Origin of the sequence: Bizionia sediminis (assembly GCF_042684585.1) — a bacterium.
Classification (GTDB): domain Bacteria; phylum Bacteroidota; class Bacteroidia; order Flavobacteriales; family Flavobacteriaceae; genus Algorimicrobium; species Algorimicrobium sediminis.
This window is the reverse complement of the sequence record NZ_JBHULS010000006.1, coordinates 65627-85542: the sequence shown is the minus strand read 5'-3', so window position 1 is coordinate 85542 and position 19916 is coordinate 65627. Positions and strand designations below refer to the sequence as shown.

18 protein-coding genes and 1 tRNA gene are annotated in these 19916 nt (G+C 36.5%); 11 read left to right on the top strand and 8 right to left on the bottom strand.

Features of this window, described 5'->3' with window-relative positions; genetic code table 11:
* Positions 1-28: 28 nt before the first annotated feature.
* The 4 genes from ACFSQP_RS11860 to ACFSQP_RS11845 all read left to right on the top strand — a co-directional run bounded on the left by ACFSQP_RS11860 (position 29) and on the right by ACFSQP_RS11845 (position 3460).
* Positions 29-604 carry a hypothetical protein gene (locus ACFSQP_RS11860; protein ID WP_376894779.1) on the top strand — a complete coding sequence of 192 codons (576 nt, stop codon included), beginning with the start codon at positions 29-31 and terminating at the stop codon, positions 602-604.
* 143 nt (positions 605-747) lie between these two features.
* Positions 748-1989 (top strand): DEAD/DEAH box helicase, encoded by a 1242-nt coding sequence (locus ACFSQP_RS11855; RefSeq protein WP_376894777.1) that lies wholly within the window; start codon positions 748-750, stop codon positions 1987-1989.
* Between the two features lie 150 nt (positions 1990-2139).
* On the top strand, positions 2140-3114 hold the full coding sequence (locus ACFSQP_RS11850) for a carboxypeptidase-like regulatory domain-containing protein (RefSeq protein WP_376894775.1): 975 nt from the start codon (positions 2140-2142) through the stop codon (positions 3112-3114).
* Positions 3107-3460, top strand: coding sequence for a DoxX family protein (locus tag ACFSQP_RS11845; RefSeq protein WP_376894774.1), 354 nt, complete (start codon positions 3107-3109; stop codon positions 3458-3460). The genes ACFSQP_RS11850 and ACFSQP_RS11845 overlap by 8 nt, the downstream gene beginning before the upstream one ends.
* 63 nt (positions 3461-3523) lie before the next feature.
* Here ACFSQP_RS11845 and ACFSQP_RS11840 read toward each other — a convergent pair whose 3' ends face one another.
* Positions 3524-4198 (bottom strand): M15 family metallopeptidase, encoded by a 675-nt coding sequence (locus tag ACFSQP_RS11840; protein ID WP_376894772.1) that lies wholly within the window; start codon positions 4196-4198, stop codon positions 3524-3526.
* A 33-nt stretch (positions 4199-4231) separates the two neighbouring features.
* Here ACFSQP_RS11840 and ACFSQP_RS11835 point away from each other — a divergent pair, with 33 nt between their 5' ends.
* From ACFSQP_RS11835 to ACFSQP_RS11815, 5 genes are all read left to right on the top strand, one after another.
* A complete protein-coding gene (locus ACFSQP_RS11835; protein WP_376894770.1) occupies positions 4232-4831 on the top strand; it encodes an alpha-ketoglutarate-dependent dioxygenase AlkB family protein in 600 nt (199 codons plus the stop codon).
* A 530-nt stretch (positions 4832-5361) separates the two neighbouring features.
* Entirely contained in the window at positions 5362-6309 is a 948-nt protein-coding gene (locus ACFSQP_RS11830) for an alpha/beta hydrolase (RefSeq protein ID WP_376894768.1), read from the top strand.
* A 489-nt stretch (positions 6310-6798) separates the two neighbouring features.
* Positions 6799-7737 (top strand): alpha/beta hydrolase, encoded by a 939-nt coding sequence (locus ACFSQP_RS11825; RefSeq protein ID WP_376894767.1) that lies wholly within the window; start codon positions 6799-6801, stop codon positions 7735-7737.
* 382 nt (positions 7738-8119) lie between these two features.
* Positions 8120-9427 carry a DUF819 family protein gene (locus ACFSQP_RS11820; RefSeq protein WP_376894765.1) on the top strand — a complete coding sequence of 436 codons (1308 nt, stop codon included), beginning with the start codon at positions 8120-8122 and terminating at the stop codon, positions 9425-9427.
* 51 nt (positions 9428-9478) lie between these two features.
* A complete protein-coding gene (locus ACFSQP_RS11815) occupies positions 9479-10180 on the top strand; it encodes a DUF4369 domain-containing protein (RefSeq protein WP_376894763.1) in 702 nt (233 codons plus the stop codon).
* A 277-nt stretch (positions 10181-10457) separates the two neighbouring features.
* On the opposite strand, the gene ACFSQP_RS11810 is transcribed toward ACFSQP_RS11815, so the two are convergent.
* The 5 genes from ACFSQP_RS11810 to idi form a co-directional block, all read right to left on the bottom strand.
* A tRNA-Thr gene (locus ACFSQP_RS11810) sits at positions 10458-10531 on the bottom strand.
* Between the two features lie 57 nt (positions 10532-10588).
* The gene (locus tag ACFSQP_RS11805) at positions 10589-10858 is read right to left on the bottom strand and encodes a hypothetical protein (protein ID WP_376894761.1); all 270 of its coding nucleotides are present in this window, start codon (positions 10856-10858) and stop codon (positions 10589-10591) included.
* 95 nt (positions 10859-10953) lie between these two features.
* Complete coding sequence (locus tag ACFSQP_RS11800; protein ID WP_376894759.1) at positions 10954-11925, bottom strand: type I phosphomannose isomerase catalytic subunit; 972 nt, start codon at positions 11923-11925, stop codon at positions 10954-10956.
* A gap of 6 nt (positions 11926-11931) precedes the next feature.
* The gene (locus ACFSQP_RS11795) at positions 11932-12342 is read right to left on the bottom strand and encodes a 6-pyruvoyl trahydropterin synthase family protein (RefSeq protein ID WP_376894758.1); all 411 of its coding nucleotides are present in this window, start codon (positions 12340-12342) and stop codon (positions 11932-11934) included.
* On the bottom strand, positions 12339-12863 hold the full coding sequence (gene idi, locus ACFSQP_RS11790) for an isopentenyl-diphosphate Delta-isomerase (RefSeq protein ID WP_376894756.1): 525 nt from the start codon (positions 12861-12863) through the stop codon (positions 12339-12341). The genes ACFSQP_RS11795 and idi overlap by 4 nt, the downstream gene beginning before the upstream one ends.
* A 127-nt stretch (positions 12864-12990) precedes the next feature.
* Here idi and ACFSQP_RS11785 point away from each other — a divergent pair, with 127 nt between their 5' ends.
* Both ACFSQP_RS11785 and ACFSQP_RS11780 read left to right on the top strand, forming a co-directional pair.
* Positions 12991-14577 (top strand): peptide chain release factor 3, encoded by a 1587-nt coding sequence (locus ACFSQP_RS11785; RefSeq protein ID WP_376894754.1) that lies wholly within the window; start codon positions 12991-12993, stop codon positions 14575-14577.
* A gap of 165 nt (positions 14578-14742) precedes the next feature.
* The gene (locus ACFSQP_RS11780) at positions 14743-14955 is read left to right on the top strand and encodes a (4Fe-4S)-binding protein (protein ID WP_376894751.1); all 213 of its coding nucleotides are present in this window, start codon (positions 14743-14745) and stop codon (positions 14953-14955) included.
* A 231-nt stretch (positions 14956-15186) separates the two neighbouring features.
* Here ACFSQP_RS11780 and ACFSQP_RS11775 read toward each other — a convergent pair whose 3' ends face one another.
* The gene (locus ACFSQP_RS11775; protein WP_376894748.1) at positions 15187-15504 is read right to left on the bottom strand and encodes a DUF3467 domain-containing protein; all 318 of its coding nucleotides are present in this window, start codon (positions 15502-15504) and stop codon (positions 15187-15189) included.
* A gap of 60 nt (positions 15505-15564) precedes the next feature.
* Positions 15565-19866 carry a DNA-directed RNA polymerase subunit beta' gene (gene rpoC / locus ACFSQP_RS11770; RefSeq protein ID WP_376894745.1) on the bottom strand — a complete coding sequence of 1434 codons (4302 nt, stop codon included), beginning with the start codon at positions 19864-19866 and terminating at the stop codon, positions 15565-15567.
* Between the last annotated feature and the right edge of the window lie 50 nt (positions 19867-19916).

The window sequence follows — 19916 nt, the reverse complement described above, 5'->3', positions numbered from 1 at the left end:
AACTTAACCTTTTAATCAATCAATTACCATGAAAAAATTACACGTATTTTTACTCGCAAGTCTACTATCTGTTGCAACTTTCTCTCAGGAAAAAGGAACCAACGATCTTTCTGTTGCTGTAGGTTTTGGTACCAGTAACGAATTTTTAGACATTTTAGAAACCATTGTTACCGCGCCATTTGGTTTGGCTAGTTACGCTAACGAAACCAGCACACCCGCAATTATGGTAACCTATAAAAGAGCTTTAGAAAACAACTGGTTTGTATACGCCGATGGCTCCTTTGAAAGTAACAAAGGAGACCTTATTTTAAATAACACTAAAGTAGGCGAATCAAAGCGTACTTATTTAACCATTGGCGTTGGTACAGAGTATCATTATATAGCCAATACCTGGTTCCAAATGTACTCGGGTGGTGCACTTGCCTTATCTACAGCATCATCAGAAAACACTTCGCCGGAAAATACGCAGAAGGATAATACCACGTATTTAAATTTTCAGATAAATGCACTAGGTTTCCGCTTTGGAAAAGCATTAGCCGCTGTGGTAGAACTAGGTGTAGGCTACAAAGGGTTTGCAAACGTGGGCCTTTCCTATCAGTTTTAAAAACTAATTCAATAACAAATTTTTAACACCTAACTAGAGTTTCAATCTAATTAGGTGTTTTTTTATACCATGCTGTAAAACCACCTATGCGTGACACGCTAAACACCAAAGTTTTCGTGTATCTTTGTGCCAAATACACACGCATGTTATTTAAAGATTTAAAGCTGTCTGATAACCTTTTAAAAGCCATAGAAGAACAAGGTTATTCACAACCTACTTTGGTTCAAAACCAAACAATTCCGTTGGTTTTAGCAAAAAAAGATGTTATTGCGTCGGCACAAACAGGAACAGGTAAAACCGCTGCTTTTGCACTTCCTATTATACAATTATTAGAAAGCAACACAGTAAAAACACCTCGCCCCGTAGCTATAAAAGCGTTAATTGTAAGCCCAACGCGCGAACTAGCATTGCAAATTGGAAATAATTTTAAAGCCTATGCGCGTCATACCAACCTGCGCACCGCTATTATTTTTGGTGGTATTTCGGAAAAGCCCCAGATAGACATTTTAACGAAAGGTGTAGATATTTTAATTGCCACACCTGGTCGATTAATAGATTTAGAAAAACAGGGACTCTTAAGTTTATCGGACATAAATATTTTAGTTCTTGATGAAGCCGACCTTATGTTGGACATGGGGTTTATAGACGATGTGCAACATATAGCAAAACTATGTCCAACCAACAGACAAACGCTCTTATTCTCGGCAACCATGCCTCATAAAGTTGTTCAGTTAGCCAACACTGTCCTAAAAAATCCAGAACGAGTAGCCATTACCAATTCTAGCATAACAGCTAAAAATATAAGTCAGCTAATTTATTATGTCCCAAAACGCCACAAAATTGAATTGTGTTTACATGTGTTGCGTAATAACGTAAAAGGAAATATACTTATTTTTAGACGCACTAAATTTGGTGTGGATAAACTAGAAAGTGCCTTAAGCAAAAATGGTTACCAGGTAGCTACTATTCATGGCGATAAATCGCAAAGCGACCGGCAAGAGGCTCTTAAAAAATTTAAAAACGGACTTGTTTCCATTTTAATAGCTACCGATGTAGCTGCTAGAGGAATTGATATTAGCGAATTAGATACAGTAATTAATTTCGATTTACCCAACGTTCCAGAAACCTATATTCATCGTATTGGAAGAACTGGAAGAGCCGGAAGCACTGGCGTAGCTTACTCGTTTTGTGGTCCAGATGAAAAAACATACGTCGGTAAAATTGAAACGCTTTTGCAAAGCCACATTCCCGAGGCTACTAATAATCCGTATCCTTTAAACCCGAAGGAAAAGGCAGTTACACACAAACCAAAACAACAAAAGTCCAAACACAAAAAAAACAGAAAAAGTACAGCTTCCAAAAAGAAAAAAAAGCGCTGGTATTAAATGCGGCACCTCAATTAATTATAGGACGTATTTTCAGAAAAAGAAACAATCTTAGTTACCAATTAAATTATTTATTGTAGCCTAACGCAAGCTTACTTTTTAAAAGTATTTTAAATTGGTACCTTTAAGGTTAAATTGATTATATGATTTATGTTTAAGATATTCTTTCAATTTTGTTGCTTATTTATTGCTGTCTCGGCATATAGCCAGATAACGGTTTTAGACAACAATTCAAAAACACCAATAAGCTATGCCACCATTTCATTTGGAGATGGACAAGGTTTATTTGCAGACGATGAAGGCCTATTTATATTTAACAAAACCAGATACCCAGATGTAGACACACTTTTTGTGTCGGCTTTGGGTTACCACAATAAAACCGTACTTACTGCCAATTTAGGCAAAACGGTATTGTTAACCGAAGAAATAAGCACGCTAGATGAGGTAGTCCTAATTGCGGAAGGCCGTAAATATAAAGAAGAAACTTTAAAACCTTATTTAGACGATGATTATTACGCTTGTTGGTTGCCAACAATTGAATCGGAAATAGCTGTGTTCTTTCCCAACCCCCACAAAGAACTTACCAAGTTAAGCACGATTCATTTTCCAGTAACTTTGGAATCTGTAGATTGGAACAAGCGCAAACGCAAAAACGCCGAAAAGAAACCTTTTTCCACCTTGTTTAAAGTGAAATTTTACAAAAATAATAATGGCCTTCCTGGGCAAGTGTTAAGCTACGAAAACATTGTTTTTAGGGCCACCGAAAAAGGAGGCGATGTTTATAATTTAGATGTTAGTCCGTATCAAATTACCATTCCAGACACCGGTTTTTTTGTTTCTATTCAAGTTTTAGGTTACACAGATAAGGCTGGTAAGTTACTGCCTAACAAAAAATACAAAGAAATTAAAAGTCCGAGAGGAACCGTAAAAATCCCAACCAATTTTAGACCCTTACTGCCATTTACAAATGCTATAAAAAGTTATAATACCTATATTAAACGCGTTTTTATTAATGGTAACCAATGGGTACAATTTAAGCCAGGCAATATTGATTCTGGTTTATTAAAAAAAGGCTTAACCAATTACGGTATTGGTTTTACCTACAAAATATACGAAAATGAATAATCCGTGGCATTTATATATAATGGCGGTCATGTACATATTGGCTGGCATCATGCACTTTATTAAACCAAACATTTACATCCGTATCATGCCAAACTATTTACCTGCCCATAAGCTATTGGTTTATGCTAGTGGTTTAGCTGAAATTGTTTTGGGTATTGGCCTCTTTTTTGGTGCCACTAAAGCAATAGCTGTTTACGGTATTATAGCCATGTTAGTGGTTTTTTTACTTGTACATGTTTACATGATAACCGAGCCGAAAGCTTCTGCAGGCATACCAAAATGGATTTTATGGCTTCGTTTACCGCTTCAATTTGGGTTAATGTATTGGGCTTATACCTATTTATAGTAATGTGTGGTGTTTAAAATTTAAACTTTTAGCAACTCACAAAACAGGCTTAATAAGCTGCATCTACTCCACTACAAAATCGAAATAGGTGTCTGGAAATGGTTCATTTTTTAGCGTAAAATGCCACCATTCTTGAGCGTAGTTTCTAAAGCCATTTGTTCGCATAACCTTTTGTAAACGCGCTCGATTCTTTTTCTGTAATGGCGTTAAGTTTTTATGGGCCACCCAAGACATTTCACCAAAATAATCGTAGGGGCTTCCCATGTCCAAAGCTTTGTTTGTTTTTAAATCTATAATTGTAACATCCACGGTGCTCCCCCTACTGTGCCCAGATTTTGAGGCAATATACCCATCGCGAAACAAATGTTGCTTCTCCACCTTCGGATAAAAAGATTGTTTCATGAGTGTATCGTTTAGGTTTTTAGCCCAAGCTATAAAATGATTTACGGCGCGTTGTGGTCTGTAGGCATCATAAACACGCAAACCAAGCTGTTCTTTGGCCAATTCTGCTTGTACTTTTTTAAGTGCTTCGGCAGTTGGTTTTGTAACTATAAGCGTGTTGGCCTGATAGCCTGTAATGGTATCGCCAACAAAATTATTGGTTGAAAAATAACGCAAGGTTACATCAATATTAGGAATTAAATCTGTACCGTAAACAAACCCGTCGGGTAATGTTTTTTTTTGAGCAAAGGTATAACTGGATAAAATTAAAACGAATAATATAACTTTGTTGATCATAGCTTAAAAATAATTTGAATAAGAAGCCAAGATATGAATTTATTTCAATCCCAAAAAGTCGTTTTAAACTTACCGCAGGCAGACCTCGTGTACATACCTAATTTTTATAATCCTGACACTGCACAACAGCTATTTCATGAGCTACAAAATAACATTGCTTGGCAGCATGATACCATAACTGTTTTTGGTAAAACATACCCACAGCCGCGACTAACCGCTTTGTATGCTACAAATAATAAAAGTTATTCCTACTCCAACATTACAATGCACCCCAAGCCTTTTACGCCTACATTAAAGGCTATAAAAACAGCCGTTGAAAATGAGGCCCAAACTAATTTCACCACCGTATTGCTCAATTTATACCGAAGCGGTAGCGATAGTAATGGTTGGCATGCTGATAATGAAAAAGAATTAGGTATTAATCCAGTAATTGCATCGGTTAGCTTGGGTGCTCCTAGAGTGTTTCATTTTAAACATAAAGATATTAAAACAGAAAAGCACAAACTGGTGCTAGAGTCGGGAAGCTTATTGGTTATGAGTGGCGAAATGCAACATTATTGGCTGCATCAAATACCAAAAACAAAAAAGAATATTGGGGCACGAATAAATTTAACTTTTAGGCATATTTTATAGAATAATTTGTGGCATATGGTTCAATAAAAAACCGAGGTCCCTCAACCTCGGTTTCTTTTTATTTGCAATTACTATGCGTTTAGATTTAGGGCGACTCATATCAACGACAAAGTGCAAATACTAATTAATTAATCCATTTGAACTAAAACATATATTTTTTAGAACGATCCAAATGTATACTTTTTATTAAAATAAAGCGATAAAAGGTTTATTAATTCGATGAAATACATAAAATTTTAACAAAATCGGATTAAATAGCATAATTATCCGACCAAAACCATTTTTTTTATAAAAACTTAATTTTTGTAAAATCTAAACTATGCCACATAAAAAAGTTTAGTTGTCCCTATTTCCTATAGATATGTAAGTGCTTCAATATGGTATCAAAACAGGGTTCCAGCACTTTATTTATTTACCAGAAAAACGAATGAACGCCACAATGGGTTTCCTATTGGTGAGCAGAAGGATTTTACTGTTGGATGTATCATAAAAGATGTATTTTTACGTTAGGATAAAAAATTTAAATACGCATGCTAAAACCTTTTACACTTATCATTAAAATAAGTACACTTTGCATGGTTATGTTTTTCTCGGAGCTAACATATGCACAGGAAAACAGCCACACCCAAGAAGAACTTGAAATAACACCATTTGTAGATGGAACCTTATTGCAACCAGCAGATGCCAAGAAAAATATACTTGCCATTATTATTGGCGATTATGGTCCTACAGACAGAAATGGAAACCAAAATTTTCAAAAAAATAATAACTTAAAAAAATTAGCTTATAGTTTTGCTAACATGGGCATTAGTTCATTTCGTTACGACAAACGGATTGTTAAGCAAATAAAAAAGGGCCGAATTAATGCCCGTTTATCTTTTGACGATTATGTAAAGGACGCTAAAGACGTTATTAATTATTTTGTTAACCAAGCCAATTATACAAACATTTATGTTGTTGGGCACGGTCAAGGAAGTCTAGTGGGTATGCTGGCTATTAACGAACATGTTACGGGTTTTGTATCGTTAGCAGGTTCGGCCAAACCTATAGACGCTGTTATTTTAGAGCAAATAGAACAAACAGCACCAGGCTTAAAAACAGATGCCGAGCGTGTTTTTAATGTCTTACGTACGGGTAAAACCACCGCTAACTACCCGCAAGCATTAAGTAATATTTTTAGTTTAGATACGCAGGACTTCATAGCAAATTGGATGCAATACCAACCAACAGAAATTATTAGCAATTTAAATTTACCAATACTTATTGTTAACGGTACCAAAGATTTACAAGTATCTATGCATGAAGCAGAACTTCTTCACCAAGCTGCAACAAACAGTAATTTGGTAAGTATTCAAAATATGAATCACGTTCTTTTTATTATTGAAGGTGGCGATTTGGAAAATTCAAAATCGTATAACGAATCGTTTAGACCACTAGCTCCCAAACTTATTAGCGCCCTGCAAGATTTTATAAAATGATAGCCACAAACTTGTAAAGCAAAAAAAGCACTCCTTAAACAAAGAGTGCTTTTCTTACTAACCAACCAAAAATATGAAAATCTACTGTTGTATTATCAAGTAACCACACTTGTAAACTAAATTACAACAGCACTAAACTATTAGCAATAGTCGTGCCAAAAATATTGATTGCAAACTGTTCGCTGTAAAAACAGCTTATTACCGTGTAAATTTGTAATTAGTTACTTTGTGGTTTTCACGTTTTAATAGCAAGCAAGGTTGGCAACGCATATCGCCTAAAATTTTTAAGGTGTATCGGTATTTTACATGTAACTACATGACAATTTTACATAACAACACGCCGCCTAAAAACATTTAGTTGAAGCAGAAGCTGTATATAAACACATAACATTATGTGTAAAAATTAACAAATTAGTTTATCTTTCATTATTTTAAACGCAAAATTATTTGGTTAGGCAACTACGCCAACTGTAACCTCTTTCATTTATTATGAAAAAAATTCATGTTTATTTCCTTTTAATTTTAATTAGTAGCCCAACCCTATTTGCTCAAGATTCCATAGTTGAAGAAGCTGTTATGTTAAAAAATGACAGTATTATTTTACCCGGAACATTAAGTTATAACAAAGCTATTAAACAACAACCCTTGGTAATTTTTATTCACGGCTCTGGTAATGTAGATAGGAACGGAAATCAGTTAGGAGCGGTAAATGCTAACTATATTAAGCAGCTTGCCGATAGTTTAAACAAACGAGAAATTGCGTTTTACAGATACGATAAACGCTCTGCTAATTGGGTAAATCTGCGCTTTATGATGGCCGATTTAAATTTTCAGCGCTTTGCAGACGATGCTAAAATAGCTATCAACAATTTTAAAGACGATAGGCGGTTTTCTGGAATTACCCTAATTGGCCACAGTCAAGGATCGTTAGTGGCTATGTTAGCAGCAGATAAGGTGGATAAGTTTGTATCATTAGCAGGCCCTTCAGAACCCGTAGATGTGGCTATTGTTAAACAATTAACTATTCAAAACGACACATTAGGAAGCACAGCAGCAGAACACTTTAAGGAACTAAAAGAAACCGGTAGTGTAAGTCAGGTAGACCCGAAATTACGTAGTATTTTTTCTAAACCTAATTTACCTTTTTTCATAAGTTGGATGGCTTATAACCCCGTTGAAGAGCTAAAAAAATTAACAATTCCCATCCTAATAATTAATGGCACCAAAGATTTACAAGTTTTTGAAAGCGATGCTAAAAATTTACAACAAGCAAACACACAGGCGAAATTAGTTATTATACCCAATATGAATCATGTTCTTAAGCATATAGAGGCAGATGCAGACAACATCAGTTCCTATACAAATCCGGATTTTCCGCTATCGGAAATGCTTATTAATACGCTGGAAAATTTCATAAAGGAAAAATAAAACCAGATATTATTTATGTTCCCTGTTTACATAAAATATGGCCAATACACCAAACACCCCAGATGCACTCATAACAATCTTGTAAATTTTGTGATAAATCAGTTTGCTAATGGTAAACTTTATTTGCAGTACAAACACCGTATTGCTGCCACTAGTGAAAACATTTTAATGTACCACGAAAAAAAAGCACTCACTAAACCACTTTTCGTGTAAGTAAAAAGCTTTAAAAATGAAGTGGATAAAAAAAGAAAAAAACCAGTATGGTTTTGGTACCCAACAAACCGTGTTGATAAAAAAAATAAACCATCCACAAAAGCATGCCTTGAACTTGCTTTTTTAAACCCGTTTATTTTGGTATTTTGCACCCTCAAACTAATTAATCATGCAAGAACCCTTATTTACTAGCGATACCATTGTATTTGGCCTTTTAATGCTAACCCTTGGTTTTATTTTCTACACCGAATCTATTAAAACGGGTTTCTGGCCCAAGTTTTATAAAATAGTGCCGGGTTTATTTATGGCCTACATGCTTCCCGCCGTGCTTACCACATCCGGACTTATTGCTCCAGAATGGGAAACCGTAACAGCTACAGGCGAAGTAACCAAAGAAAAAACAAGCTTATATTACATGGCTAGTAGATATTTACTACCTGCTGCACTGGTGTTAATGACCTTAAGCATCGACCTAAAAGCTGTATTCAATTTAGGTTGGAAAGCTCTAGTTATGTTTTTAACGGGTACCTTAGGCATTGTAATTGGTGGTCCTATTGCTATTTTACTTGTTTCTATAGTATCGCCAGAAACTGTTGGTGGTGCTGGCCCTGATGCCGTGTGGCGCGGTCTTTCAACACTTGCTGGCAGTTGGATTGGCGGCGGTGCTAACCAAACCGCTATGCTAGAAATTTACGGTTACAACCAAGCAGAATACGGCAAAATGGTATTTGTAGATATTGTTGTAGCCAATATTTGGATGGCTATTATTCTTATTGGCATTGGTCGTTCCAAAGCCATCGATAAATGGTTACGAGCAGATAATAGTGCCATAGAAGCCTTAAAAGCAAAAGTATCCTCGTTTGAACAAAGCGTAAAACGAAACCCATCATTAACAGATATTATGCTTATTGTTGCCATTGCGTTTGGAACTGTAAGTGTTGCCCATATAGGATCGGAATTTTTATCGCCATTATTCAATAAAATTGTTGGTAATATGGAGTCCCCAACTATGCGCAGTACGTTTACGTTTTTAAGCTCCAAGTTTTTCTGGATGATTAGTATTGCAACACTTATAGCCATTTTGTTGTCCTTTACCAAAGCAAAAAATTATGAAGGTGCGGGCGCCAGTAAATTTGGATCGGTATTTATATATATTTTGGTAGCCACCATTGGTATGAAAATAGATTTAGCATCTATATTCGACAATCCTGGGCTTATAGCCGTAGGGTTAATTTGGATGAGCATCCATGCTATACTGCTTATAATTATGGCTAAACTAATACGTGCTCCTTACTTTTTTCTTGCAGTTGGAAGTCAAGCTAATGTTGGCGGTGCGGCCTCTGCGCCTATAGTTGCTTCAGCTTTTCATCCATCATTAGCAACAGTAGGCGTTCTGTTAGCTGTATTTGGTTACGCCATTGGCACCATTGCTGCAATAGGTTGTACTATTTTAATGCGTTTGGCGGCTGTTGGCTAGTATTTAAAAAATAATTATATGATATTTGGCCTCTCTAATTTTTTACCAAACATGAAACATATTTTAACACTTATTGGTTTACTCACATTGGCTTCTTGTACAAAGGATACGAACAACCTAATTGTAAAAGGAACAATTAAAGATTTAAAAAAAGGTACTGTTTATTTACAAAAAATAGAAGATTCGGTATTCATAAATGTAGATTCTGTGCAGGTGAATGGCAATCCTAACTTCGAACTTCGTTCAGAAATTGAGTCTCCTGAAGTGTTTTTTCTGCATCTAAATAAAACAAATAAAGATGCTTATGGCAAAATTCCTTTTTTTGCGGATAAGGGAGTTACTAGTATACAAACAACTTTAAAAAATTTTGAATTAAATCCCACAATTGAAGGTTCGGAACAACAAGCCCTTTTTCAAGAGTATTTAAAAATGATGGCGCGTTACAACGATAAAAATTTAGAATTAATTAAAGGAGAATTAGACGCTAAAAAACAAAACGATTCCCTACTAATTGCCGAAAATGCAAAGGCTTTCCAAAATTTACTTAAAAGTAAATACCTGTACACCATCAATTTTGCTATCAGAAATAACAACAGTGCCGTAGCACCTTATGTAGCCTTAACAGAAATTTATGACGCACAAATAAAATGGTTGGACACTATAAATAACGCCTTAACCCCAGAGATTAAAGCAACCAAATACGGCAGAGAATTGGATGCTTATATAGCAAAGCGTAAACAAGAAATACAATAACAAAAGAGACCCGCAAAGGGTCTTTTTTTTTGCTAGTGCGTTACGTTAATTACCCTGCAGACTTACTAAAAAAACTATTTCTATATTTTTAAAATACCCACAGTAACTACCAGTGTATTCAAAATTTATAGGCAGTGCAGGCTAGCTTGTTTTGTGTTTAAAATGAGTTATACACTGCGGAAAACACCCATTATTTGTAACTTTTTATGTCTTATAGTGAAGGACTTATTAGGCATAAAAAAACTCCAAGCTGTAAAGCATTGGAGTTAAATAAAAGAGCCGATGGAGGGACTCGAACCCACGACCTGCTGATTACAAATCAGCTGCTCTAGCCAGCTGAGCTACATCGGCAAACAGGCTGCAAATATAATCTTCAAAATTTTATTTGCAACTATTTTTTTAAAAAAATTAGCCTAATTGGTTAATTTTTTCAATCAATTCGCGCCCTTTAGTTTCAAGCTCTGTATTAATAGCCTTAAAGTGCGCTTTCTTATCTTGTGCACTTCGGTCGTTTACCTTGGCTATTAACGAATCGAATGTAGCAATGGCGTCATCTATAATAGCCTCGCCAGCTTTTGTATCTTTATCTGTATTGGTGTATTCCCACACATAAACTGCTTCAATAATATCTCCTAAAACATAATTAATGTCTTTTTTAAGATCTCTTTTATTTGCCATAATAATAAGGTTTAAAAATTTTTACAAAAGTAGGTAATTTAATTGTATTCCCGACAATGCAACGGCATGATTACAATGCCCTTTTACAGGGTTTGTTACACATAAATTTCTAGTAAAGTAGCATGGCTGGACGCTAGTGTTATTTCCGTTAAACTGGCTGGTACTAATACTGTTTCGCCCATTGCTACCAATTGGCTAACACCGTTTGCTGTAATGGTAGCATGCCCCTCTACACACATATATATCATAAATGAGTCGTATGTATTGGCACGTAACAGCGTTTCCGTGATGCGTAAATAATTGGTAGTAAAATAAGGGCACGAAGCCATAAAGTTGGTTTTATTTGGCTCCTTATTATAATTAATCCGAAAATCCTCTGGCATATTAAAATTAAACGCTTCTAAAGCCAAATCGGTATGAAGTTCTCTTGGATTTCCTGTATCATCTACCCGATCCCAGTCGTAAATACGATAAGTTATATCGCTAGTTTGTTGAATTTCGGCTACTAAAACTCCCGCACCAATGGCATGTATTCTGCCTCCGTCAATAAAATATGCATCGCCGGTTTTTACGAAATCGAAGTTCAAAATTTCTGGTAGCGTTTTATTTTTTAAATGTTCTTGATACGTGTTTATGTCCATTGGCTGGTTAAACCCAACTATTAGTTTAGCATCTTTGTCGGCCTGCATCACGTACCACATTTCGGTTTTCCCAAAAGAGTTATGGCGTTTGGCCGCCAAGGCATCGTTAGGATGCAACTGTATAGACAAATCGGACTTGGCATCAATAAACTTAATTAGCAGTGGAAAGGTATTGCCAAACTGCTGGTAGTTTTTCTCCCCTACTAATTCTGCTTGGTATGTATGGAGCAATGTTTTAATAGATTGTCCTTTAAAAATCCCATTTTCAACAACCGAAGGTGAACCCGCTACATCGCTAATTTCCCAACTCTCGCCAACATTAGGGCTAGAAGCATTTTTATTAAGCATGTTTTTTAGCTTATTGCCTCCCCAAATTTTTGTTTTTAATATGGGCTCAAACTTTATGGGATATAACTTGTTTGCCATATAAACTTACTTACCCGAATATGTTACGAAGTTTCGTGGTGTTTCGTAAAGTGTTACTTCCATATCTAAGTGAGCACCTAAATGAGGTCGTAATTTATTATAAATTACAACAGCTATATTCTCTGCAGTAGGGTTTAAATCGCGAAAATCCGGTACATCTAGATTTAAGTTTTTGTGGTCGAAGGCATCTTCTACTTCCGATTTTATTAAATCCTTTAAAACCTTCACGTCAATAACGTAGCCCGTTTCTTGGTCAATCTCTCCCGTGACACTTACAATTAAATCGTAATTATGACCATGATAATTTGGGTTATTACATTTGCCAAACACAGCATCGTTCTTCTCATTACTCCAGTCTTTCCTGTACAAACGGTGCGCCGAATTAAAATGCGCTTTTCTACTAACTGTTACTTTCATGCTTCTGTAATATTTATATGTTCATAGAATTTTTCAAAAATAATTTTAAACCAGGCCGTATAAACACCCGGATTAGCCAAGATGTCTGCCTTAACGGCTTCCAAACTCATCCATTTCCACGCAGCAACTTCGTCTGGATTAATCTGGGGCTCTTCGTTATAATAGCCTATTAAAATGTGGTCAAACTCATGTTCGGTTAAACCGTTATCAAAAGGCGCTTTATAAATAAAGGAAATAGACTCCTTAAGGTCGGTTACAAAACCCATTTCCTCCATTAAACGGCGCTTACCGGCTTGAATATTGCTTTCGCCCTCTCGTTGATGACTGCAGCATGTATTTGTCCATAAGTCCGGTGAATGGTATTTATGACTTGCGCGCTGTTGCAACATTAACTCGTTGTTATCGTTAAAAACAAATACCGAAAACGCGCGGTGAAGCAATGCTTTTTCATGAGCTTCCATTTTGCCCATTAGCCCTATTTGCTCGTCTTTTTCATTTACTAAAATAACCTGTTCTTCCATAGTTGAGCAAAAATACCACCTAAAATTGTAATTCTATGCTAATCTTCTCATAAATTTAAAAAGCCCAATAAGCCTGTTTAAATATGTGTATTTAAAACGTATATTTGCAACCATTTTACAAGAGTATATGAGTTTTAAAACAGAAATAAACAGACGCCGAACTTTCGGTATTATATCGCATCCAGATGCGGGAAAAACCACGCTAACCGAAAAATTACTCCTATTTGGTGGTGCCATACAAGAAGCAGGCGCCGTTAAAAGTAATAAAATTAAAAAAGGGGCTACCAGCGATTTTATGGAAATTGAGCGCCAACGTGGTATTTCTGTTGCTACCTCCGTCCTTGCTTTTGAGTATGAAGGTATAAAAATAAACATTTTAGATACGCCCGGCCACAAGGATTTTGCCGAAGATACATTCCGTACATTAACAGCGGTAGATAGCGTAATTGTGGTTATTGATGTTGCAAAAGGTGTCGAGGAGCAAACTGAAAAATTGGTTAAAGTTTGTCGCATGCGCAATATCCCCATGATTGTTTTTATAAACAAGCTAGATAGAGAAGGTAAAGACGCCTTCGATTTGCTTGACGAAGTGGAACAAAAGCTAGGATTACAGGTAGTACCTTTAAGTTTTCCTATAGGCATGGGCTACGATTTTAAAGGTATTTATAATTTATGGGAAAAAAACATTAATTTATTTAGCGGAGACAGTCGGAAAAATATTGAAGAGACTGTTGAGATATCCGATTTAAAATCGGATGACTTGCATAAGTTAGTTGGTAGTAAAGCAGCCAAGACATTACAGGACGAGGTGGAACTGGTTGAAGGTATTTATCCAGAATTTAACAAAGAAGCCTATTTATTAGGGCAACAACAGCCAGTGTTTTTTGGTTCTGCTCTAAACAATTTTGGTGTACGCGAGTTATTAGACTGTTTTATAGAAATTGCTCCAAAACCTAGACCAAAACAAAGTGAAGAACGCTTGGTACAACCCGACGAAAAAGACTTTACTGGGTTTGTATTTAAAATACATGCTAATATGGACCCAAATCACAGAGACCGATTGGCCTTTATAAAGATAGTATCGGGTACCTTTGAACGTAACAAGCCGTATTTACATGTTAGAAATAACAAAAAAATGAAATTTTCTAGTCCGAATGCATTTTTTGCAGAGAAGAAGGAAATTGTAGATATTTCTTATCCAGGAGATATTGTAGGGCTTCATGACACCGGAAACTTTAAAATAGGCGATACACTAACCGAAGGTGAAACTATTCATTACAAAGGAATACCAAGCTTTAGTCCAGAACACTTTAGGTATATAAACAATGCCGATCCGTTAAAATCGAAACAACTATACAAAGGCATCGATCAGTTAATGGACGAGGGTGTAGCGCAATTATTTACTTTAGAGCTTAACGGCAGACGTGTTATTGGTACTGTTGGAGCGCTGCAATACGAAGTAATTCAATACCGTTTGGAGCATGAATACGGTGCAAAATGTACCTATGAAAACTTAAATGTGCACAAAGCTTGTTGGGTAGAAGCCAAAGATGTAAAAAGTGACGAGTACAAAGAATTTTTACGTGTGAAACAACGGTTTTTAGCCAAAGATAAACAAGACCAATTAGTGTTTTTGGCAGATTCGCCATTTTCCTTACAAATGACACAGGAAAAATATCCAAATATTACATTTCATTTAACATCGGAGTTTTAAAAATTGATAAAAGCGTGTCTTTTATCGAATATTTTACAGGCAATTTTGAAGTTTATCGATTTTTTACTACATTTAATCGATTAATAATGCCGTTTACCGCACTATTTAGTCAGAAATTAAAAGCGTTAACCTTTAAATCTACTGCCTTATGAAAACCCCAATCATGTGTTTCGTAATAAGGAAATTACTGTAACCTACAACCCGCAAGTTTGTATAAATGCCGAGCACTGCGCGCGCGAATTATCGCATGTATTTAGGCAAGCCGTTATTCCATGGATTAATTTGGAAGCAGACACGACAGCCAATATTATTTCTCAAATAAAAAAATGTCCGTCGGGTGCCCTGCAATTTAGCTATCATAAAAAGCAAGCTAGTTAAACTAAAAAATCCTATTAGCTTTTAATGGTAATAGGATTTTTTAATGCTAGGCATGAAGCCAAAGCTTTATAGCCTTAAAGCATTGCTAAACTATTTTCAATGCTTTTGTTAGCATTGTTTTATACCTTACAGCCAATTTGCGCTTATGGATTATATACGCATAATATCATATTTAATGGTATAACAGGTTTTTTAATAGGTGTTTTGCAAAAGCGTTAACACACAATCGTTTTATGCCTGACCAGTTGGGCCAAAGTTTAAGGGTATTGGTGGTTGCTCGTAATCTTTAATCTCGCCGTGCGCATTTTCAAAACGCGCTACATTATCGCCTAAAGCTTTTAACAAACGTTTGGCGTGCTGTGGTGTTAAAATTATACGCGATTTTACTTTACTTTTAGGTGTACCCGGCATGATACTCACAAAATCTACCACAAATTCGGATACAGAATGGTTAATTATAGCCAGATTGGAATAGGTTCCTTCCGCTATTTTCTCGTCAATCTCTATATTTATTTGACCCTGCTTTTTAGGGTTCGCTTTATCACTCATACAAATATGTGTTTATGGTAAAAAAATAGCGTGAAAATTTCACGCTATTTTTTTTTATCATTAATTAAAATTAACTTCTTGTTTGGCTTGCATCATTTCATCGAATTCTTCTTTAGAACCCACGATAATGTTGTCGTAAGAACGCATACCGGTACCGGCAGGAATTCTGTGTCCAACAATAACGTTTTCTTTTAAGCCTTCAAGTGTATCCACTTTACCATTTACAGCTGCTTCATTAAGAACTTTTGTTGTTTCTTGGAAGGATGCAGCAGATATAAACGATTTAGTTTGTAAGGATGCTCTTGTTATACCTTGCAATATTGGTGTTGCGGTTGCTGGTTGTGCATCGCGCGCTACTACTAATTGCTTATCGTTTCGGCGTAATAAGGAGTTCTCATCTCTTAACTGACGTGGTGATACAATTTGGCCTGGTTTCAGGTTTTCAGAATCGCCAGCATCTTCTACGACTTTCATACCGAAAATTTCATCATTTTCTTCTATAAAATCGGCTTTATGTACCAGCTGGTTCTCTAAAAATGTGGTATCGCCAGAATCCATGATTCTTACTTTACGCATCATTTGTCTTACCACTACTTCAAAATGCTTATCGTTAATTTTTACACCTTGTAAGCGGTAAACTTCCTGTACTTCATTAACCAAATATTGCTGTACGGCAGAAGGGCCTTTAATATTAAGAATATCGTTTGGTGTTACGGAACCATCGGATAATGGCATACCTGCTTTTACAAAATCATTTTCTTGTACTAGAATTTGATTTGATAGTTTTACCAGGTACTTTTTCACTTCACCTAACTTGGACTCCACAATAATTTCGCGGTTTCCACGCTTAATTTTACCAAAGGAAACAACACCGTCTATAGCACTTACTACGGCTGGGTTAGAAGGATTACGTGCCTCAAAAAGCTCTGTTACACGTGGTAAACCACCCGTAATATCGCCAGATTTAGCAGATTTACGCGGTATTTTAACCAAAATCTTACCAACTTTTACCTTATCGCCATCATCAATCATTAAGTGTGCACCAACTGGTAAGTTGTATGAACGAATGGCATTACCTTTAGCGTCTTCAATATGAAGCGTAGGTATTAATTTTTTATTTCGCGACTCGGAAATAACTTTTTCTTGGAAACCGGTTTGTTCGTCAATTTCCACTTGGTATGTTACCCCTTGCTCAATATTCTCATAACGAACTTTACCGGCAAATTCAGATATAATAACACCGTTGTAAGGATCCCATGTACATACAACATCGCCTTTTTTAAGGGCATCGCCGTTCTTAATATGAATGGTAGAACCATACGGAATGTTGTTAGTACTTAAGGTAATACCCGTTTTCTTGTCTATTAATTTTAACTCGGATGTACGTGAAATAACTAAATTAGCTTCATTTCCATCTGAATCTTCTCCTTTAATGGTTTTTAGTTCATCAATTTCTGCAATACCATCAAACTTGGCAACTAATTTGTTGTCCTCCGAAATGTTTCCGGCAATACCACCTACGTGGAAGGTACGCAAGGTTAACTGGGTTCCTGGCTCTCCAATAGATTGCGCAGCTACAACACCAACAGCTTCACCACGCTGAACCATTTTACCGGTTGCTAGGTTACGTCCATAACATTTAGCACAAATACCTTTTTTGGCTTCGCAAGTTAATGGTGAACGTACTTCAACAGCATCTACAGGCGAGTTTTCAATTGCTTTGGCTATGGCATCGTCAATCATTTCGTTAGCAGATACTAAAAGCTCATCGGTTAATGGGTTGTACACATCGTTTAATGAAATACGACCAACAATACGCTCGGACAGTGTTTCAACCACTTCATCGTTTTTCTTAAGAGGTGTTACTTCCACACCACGCAAGGTGCCACAGTCTACACTGTTTACAATAACATCTTGAGAAACATCTACCAACCTACGCGTTAAATACCCGGCATCGGCAGTTTTAAGAGCGGTATCGGCAAGACCTTTACGAGCACCGTGTGTTGAAATAAAGTATTCTAAAATTGAAAGCCCCTCCTTAAAGTTAGAAAGAATTGGGTTTTCAATAATTTCTCCACCACCAGCAGTCGATTTTTTAGGCTTGGCCATTAATCCTCGCATACCAGTAAGCTGACGAATTTGTTCTTTAGAACCACGCGCGCCAGAATCAAGCATCATATACACCGAGTTGAAACCTTGTTGGTCCTCACGAATTCGCTTCATAGACAACTCGGTTAACTCCGCATTTGTAGATGTCCAGATATCAATAACCTGGTTATAACGTTCGTTATTAGTAATAAGACCCATGTTATAATTGGCCATAATACCATCTACTTTTGTATTGGCGCCGTCAATCATAGCTTGCTTTTCTGGCGGAATAATAATATCCCCTAAACTGAAGGATAACCCTCCTTGGAAGGCAAAGTTATAGCCTAAAGTTTTTATTTCGTCTAAGAAAGCAGCTGTTTCAGGTACACTTGTAACCTTTAAAATATCGCCAATAATGTTACGCAACGATTTTTTGGTTAATACCTGATTTATATAACCTGCAGCATGTGGTACTTTTTCGTTAAATAACACACGGCCAACAGTTGTATTTATAATTTGTAGGGTTAGTTCTTCTGCTTCATTAAACGCATACGTTCTTACCCTAATGGCAGCATTAAGATTTACCCGACCCTCGTTGTAAGCAATAATTACTTCCTCTGGCGAGTAAAACGTTAAGCCTTCCCCTTTTATTTTAACGGTGTCTGTTGAAACACGCTCTTTGGTCATATAATACAGACCTAAAACCATGTCTTGAGACGGTACAGCTACCGGCGAGCCATTAGCTGGATTTAAAATATTATGTGATGCCAACATTAACAATTGCGATTCCAAAATAGCTTCTGGACCTAATGGTAAATGCACCGCCATTTGATCGCCATCAAAATCGGCATTAAAAGCGGTTGTTACCAATGGGTGCAACTGAATAGCTTTACCCTCTATTAATTTAGGTTGGAACGCTTGAATACCCAAACGGTGTAAGGTAGGTGCTCGGTTTAATAACACTGGATGACCTTTAAGTACATTTTCCAGAATATCCCAAACTACAGGTTCGCGTTTATCAATTATCTTTTTGGCAGATTTAACTGTTTTTACAATACCTCTTTCAATTAACTTACGTATTACGAAAGGTTTGTATAGCTCGGCTGCCATATTTTTTGGCAAGCCACATTCGTATAGTTTTAATTCTGGACCTACAACAATTACCGAACGTGCTGAATAATCTACACGCTTACCAAGTAAGTTTTGACGGAATCGACCTTGCTTACCTTTTAAAGAGTCTGATAACGACTTTAACGGACGGTTAGAATCCGTTTTAACAGCCGAAGACTTACGCGTGTTATCGAATAACGAATCTACAGACTCCTGTAACATACGTTTTTCGTTACGCAAAATAACCTCGGGTGCTTTAATTTCCACCAAACGCTTTAAACGGTTGTTTCTAATAATTACACGACGGTATAAATCATTTAAATCCGAAGTGGCAAAACGACCACCATCTAAAGGAACTAAAGGACGTAATTCTGGCGGAATAATAGGAATTACCTTCATAATCATCCACTCCGCTTTATTTTCGCGATTCTCATTTGATTCGCGCAACGCCTCTACTACTTGCAGGCGTTTTAAAGCCTCTGTTTTACGCTGTTTAGACGTTTCTGTGTTAGCTTTGTGACGCAATTCAAACGACAATTCGTCTAGATTTATACGTGCCAAAAGCTCAATTAAACACTCGGCTCCCATTTTAGCCAAGAATTTATTAGGATCGCTATCCTCTAAAAACTGGTTATCCTGCGGAAGTGTTTCTAAAATATTTAAGTATTCTTCCTCCGTTAGAAAGTCCATTTTTTGAACAGGTTCTCCTTCAGCATTTTTTGCATTACCCGGCTGTATAACTACATAACGCTCGTAGTAAATAATCATGTCTAACTTTTTAGACGGTAAGCCTAATAAGTAGCCTATTTTGTTAGGTAACGAGCGGAAGTACCAAATATGGGCTACTGGTACCACCAAATTAATATGCCCCACACGGTCGCGACGCACTTTCTTTTCAGTTACTTCTACACCACAACGGTCGCAAACAATACCTTTGTAACGAATACGCTTATATTTTCCGCAGGCACATTCATAATCCTTTACGGGACCAAAAATACGCTCGCAAAACAAACCATCGCGTTCTGGTTTGTGAGTTCGATAATTAATAGTTTCTGGCTTAAGAACTTCACCGCGCGACTCTGCTAAAATAGATTCTGGTGATGCTAAACCAATGGAGATTTTATTAAATCTCTGTACTGTATTTTTATCTTGTTTTCTTGCCATGTTTTTTCTTTTTTGTAGGCGCTCGTCGGCTACTTAAATGGGTAGCCAAC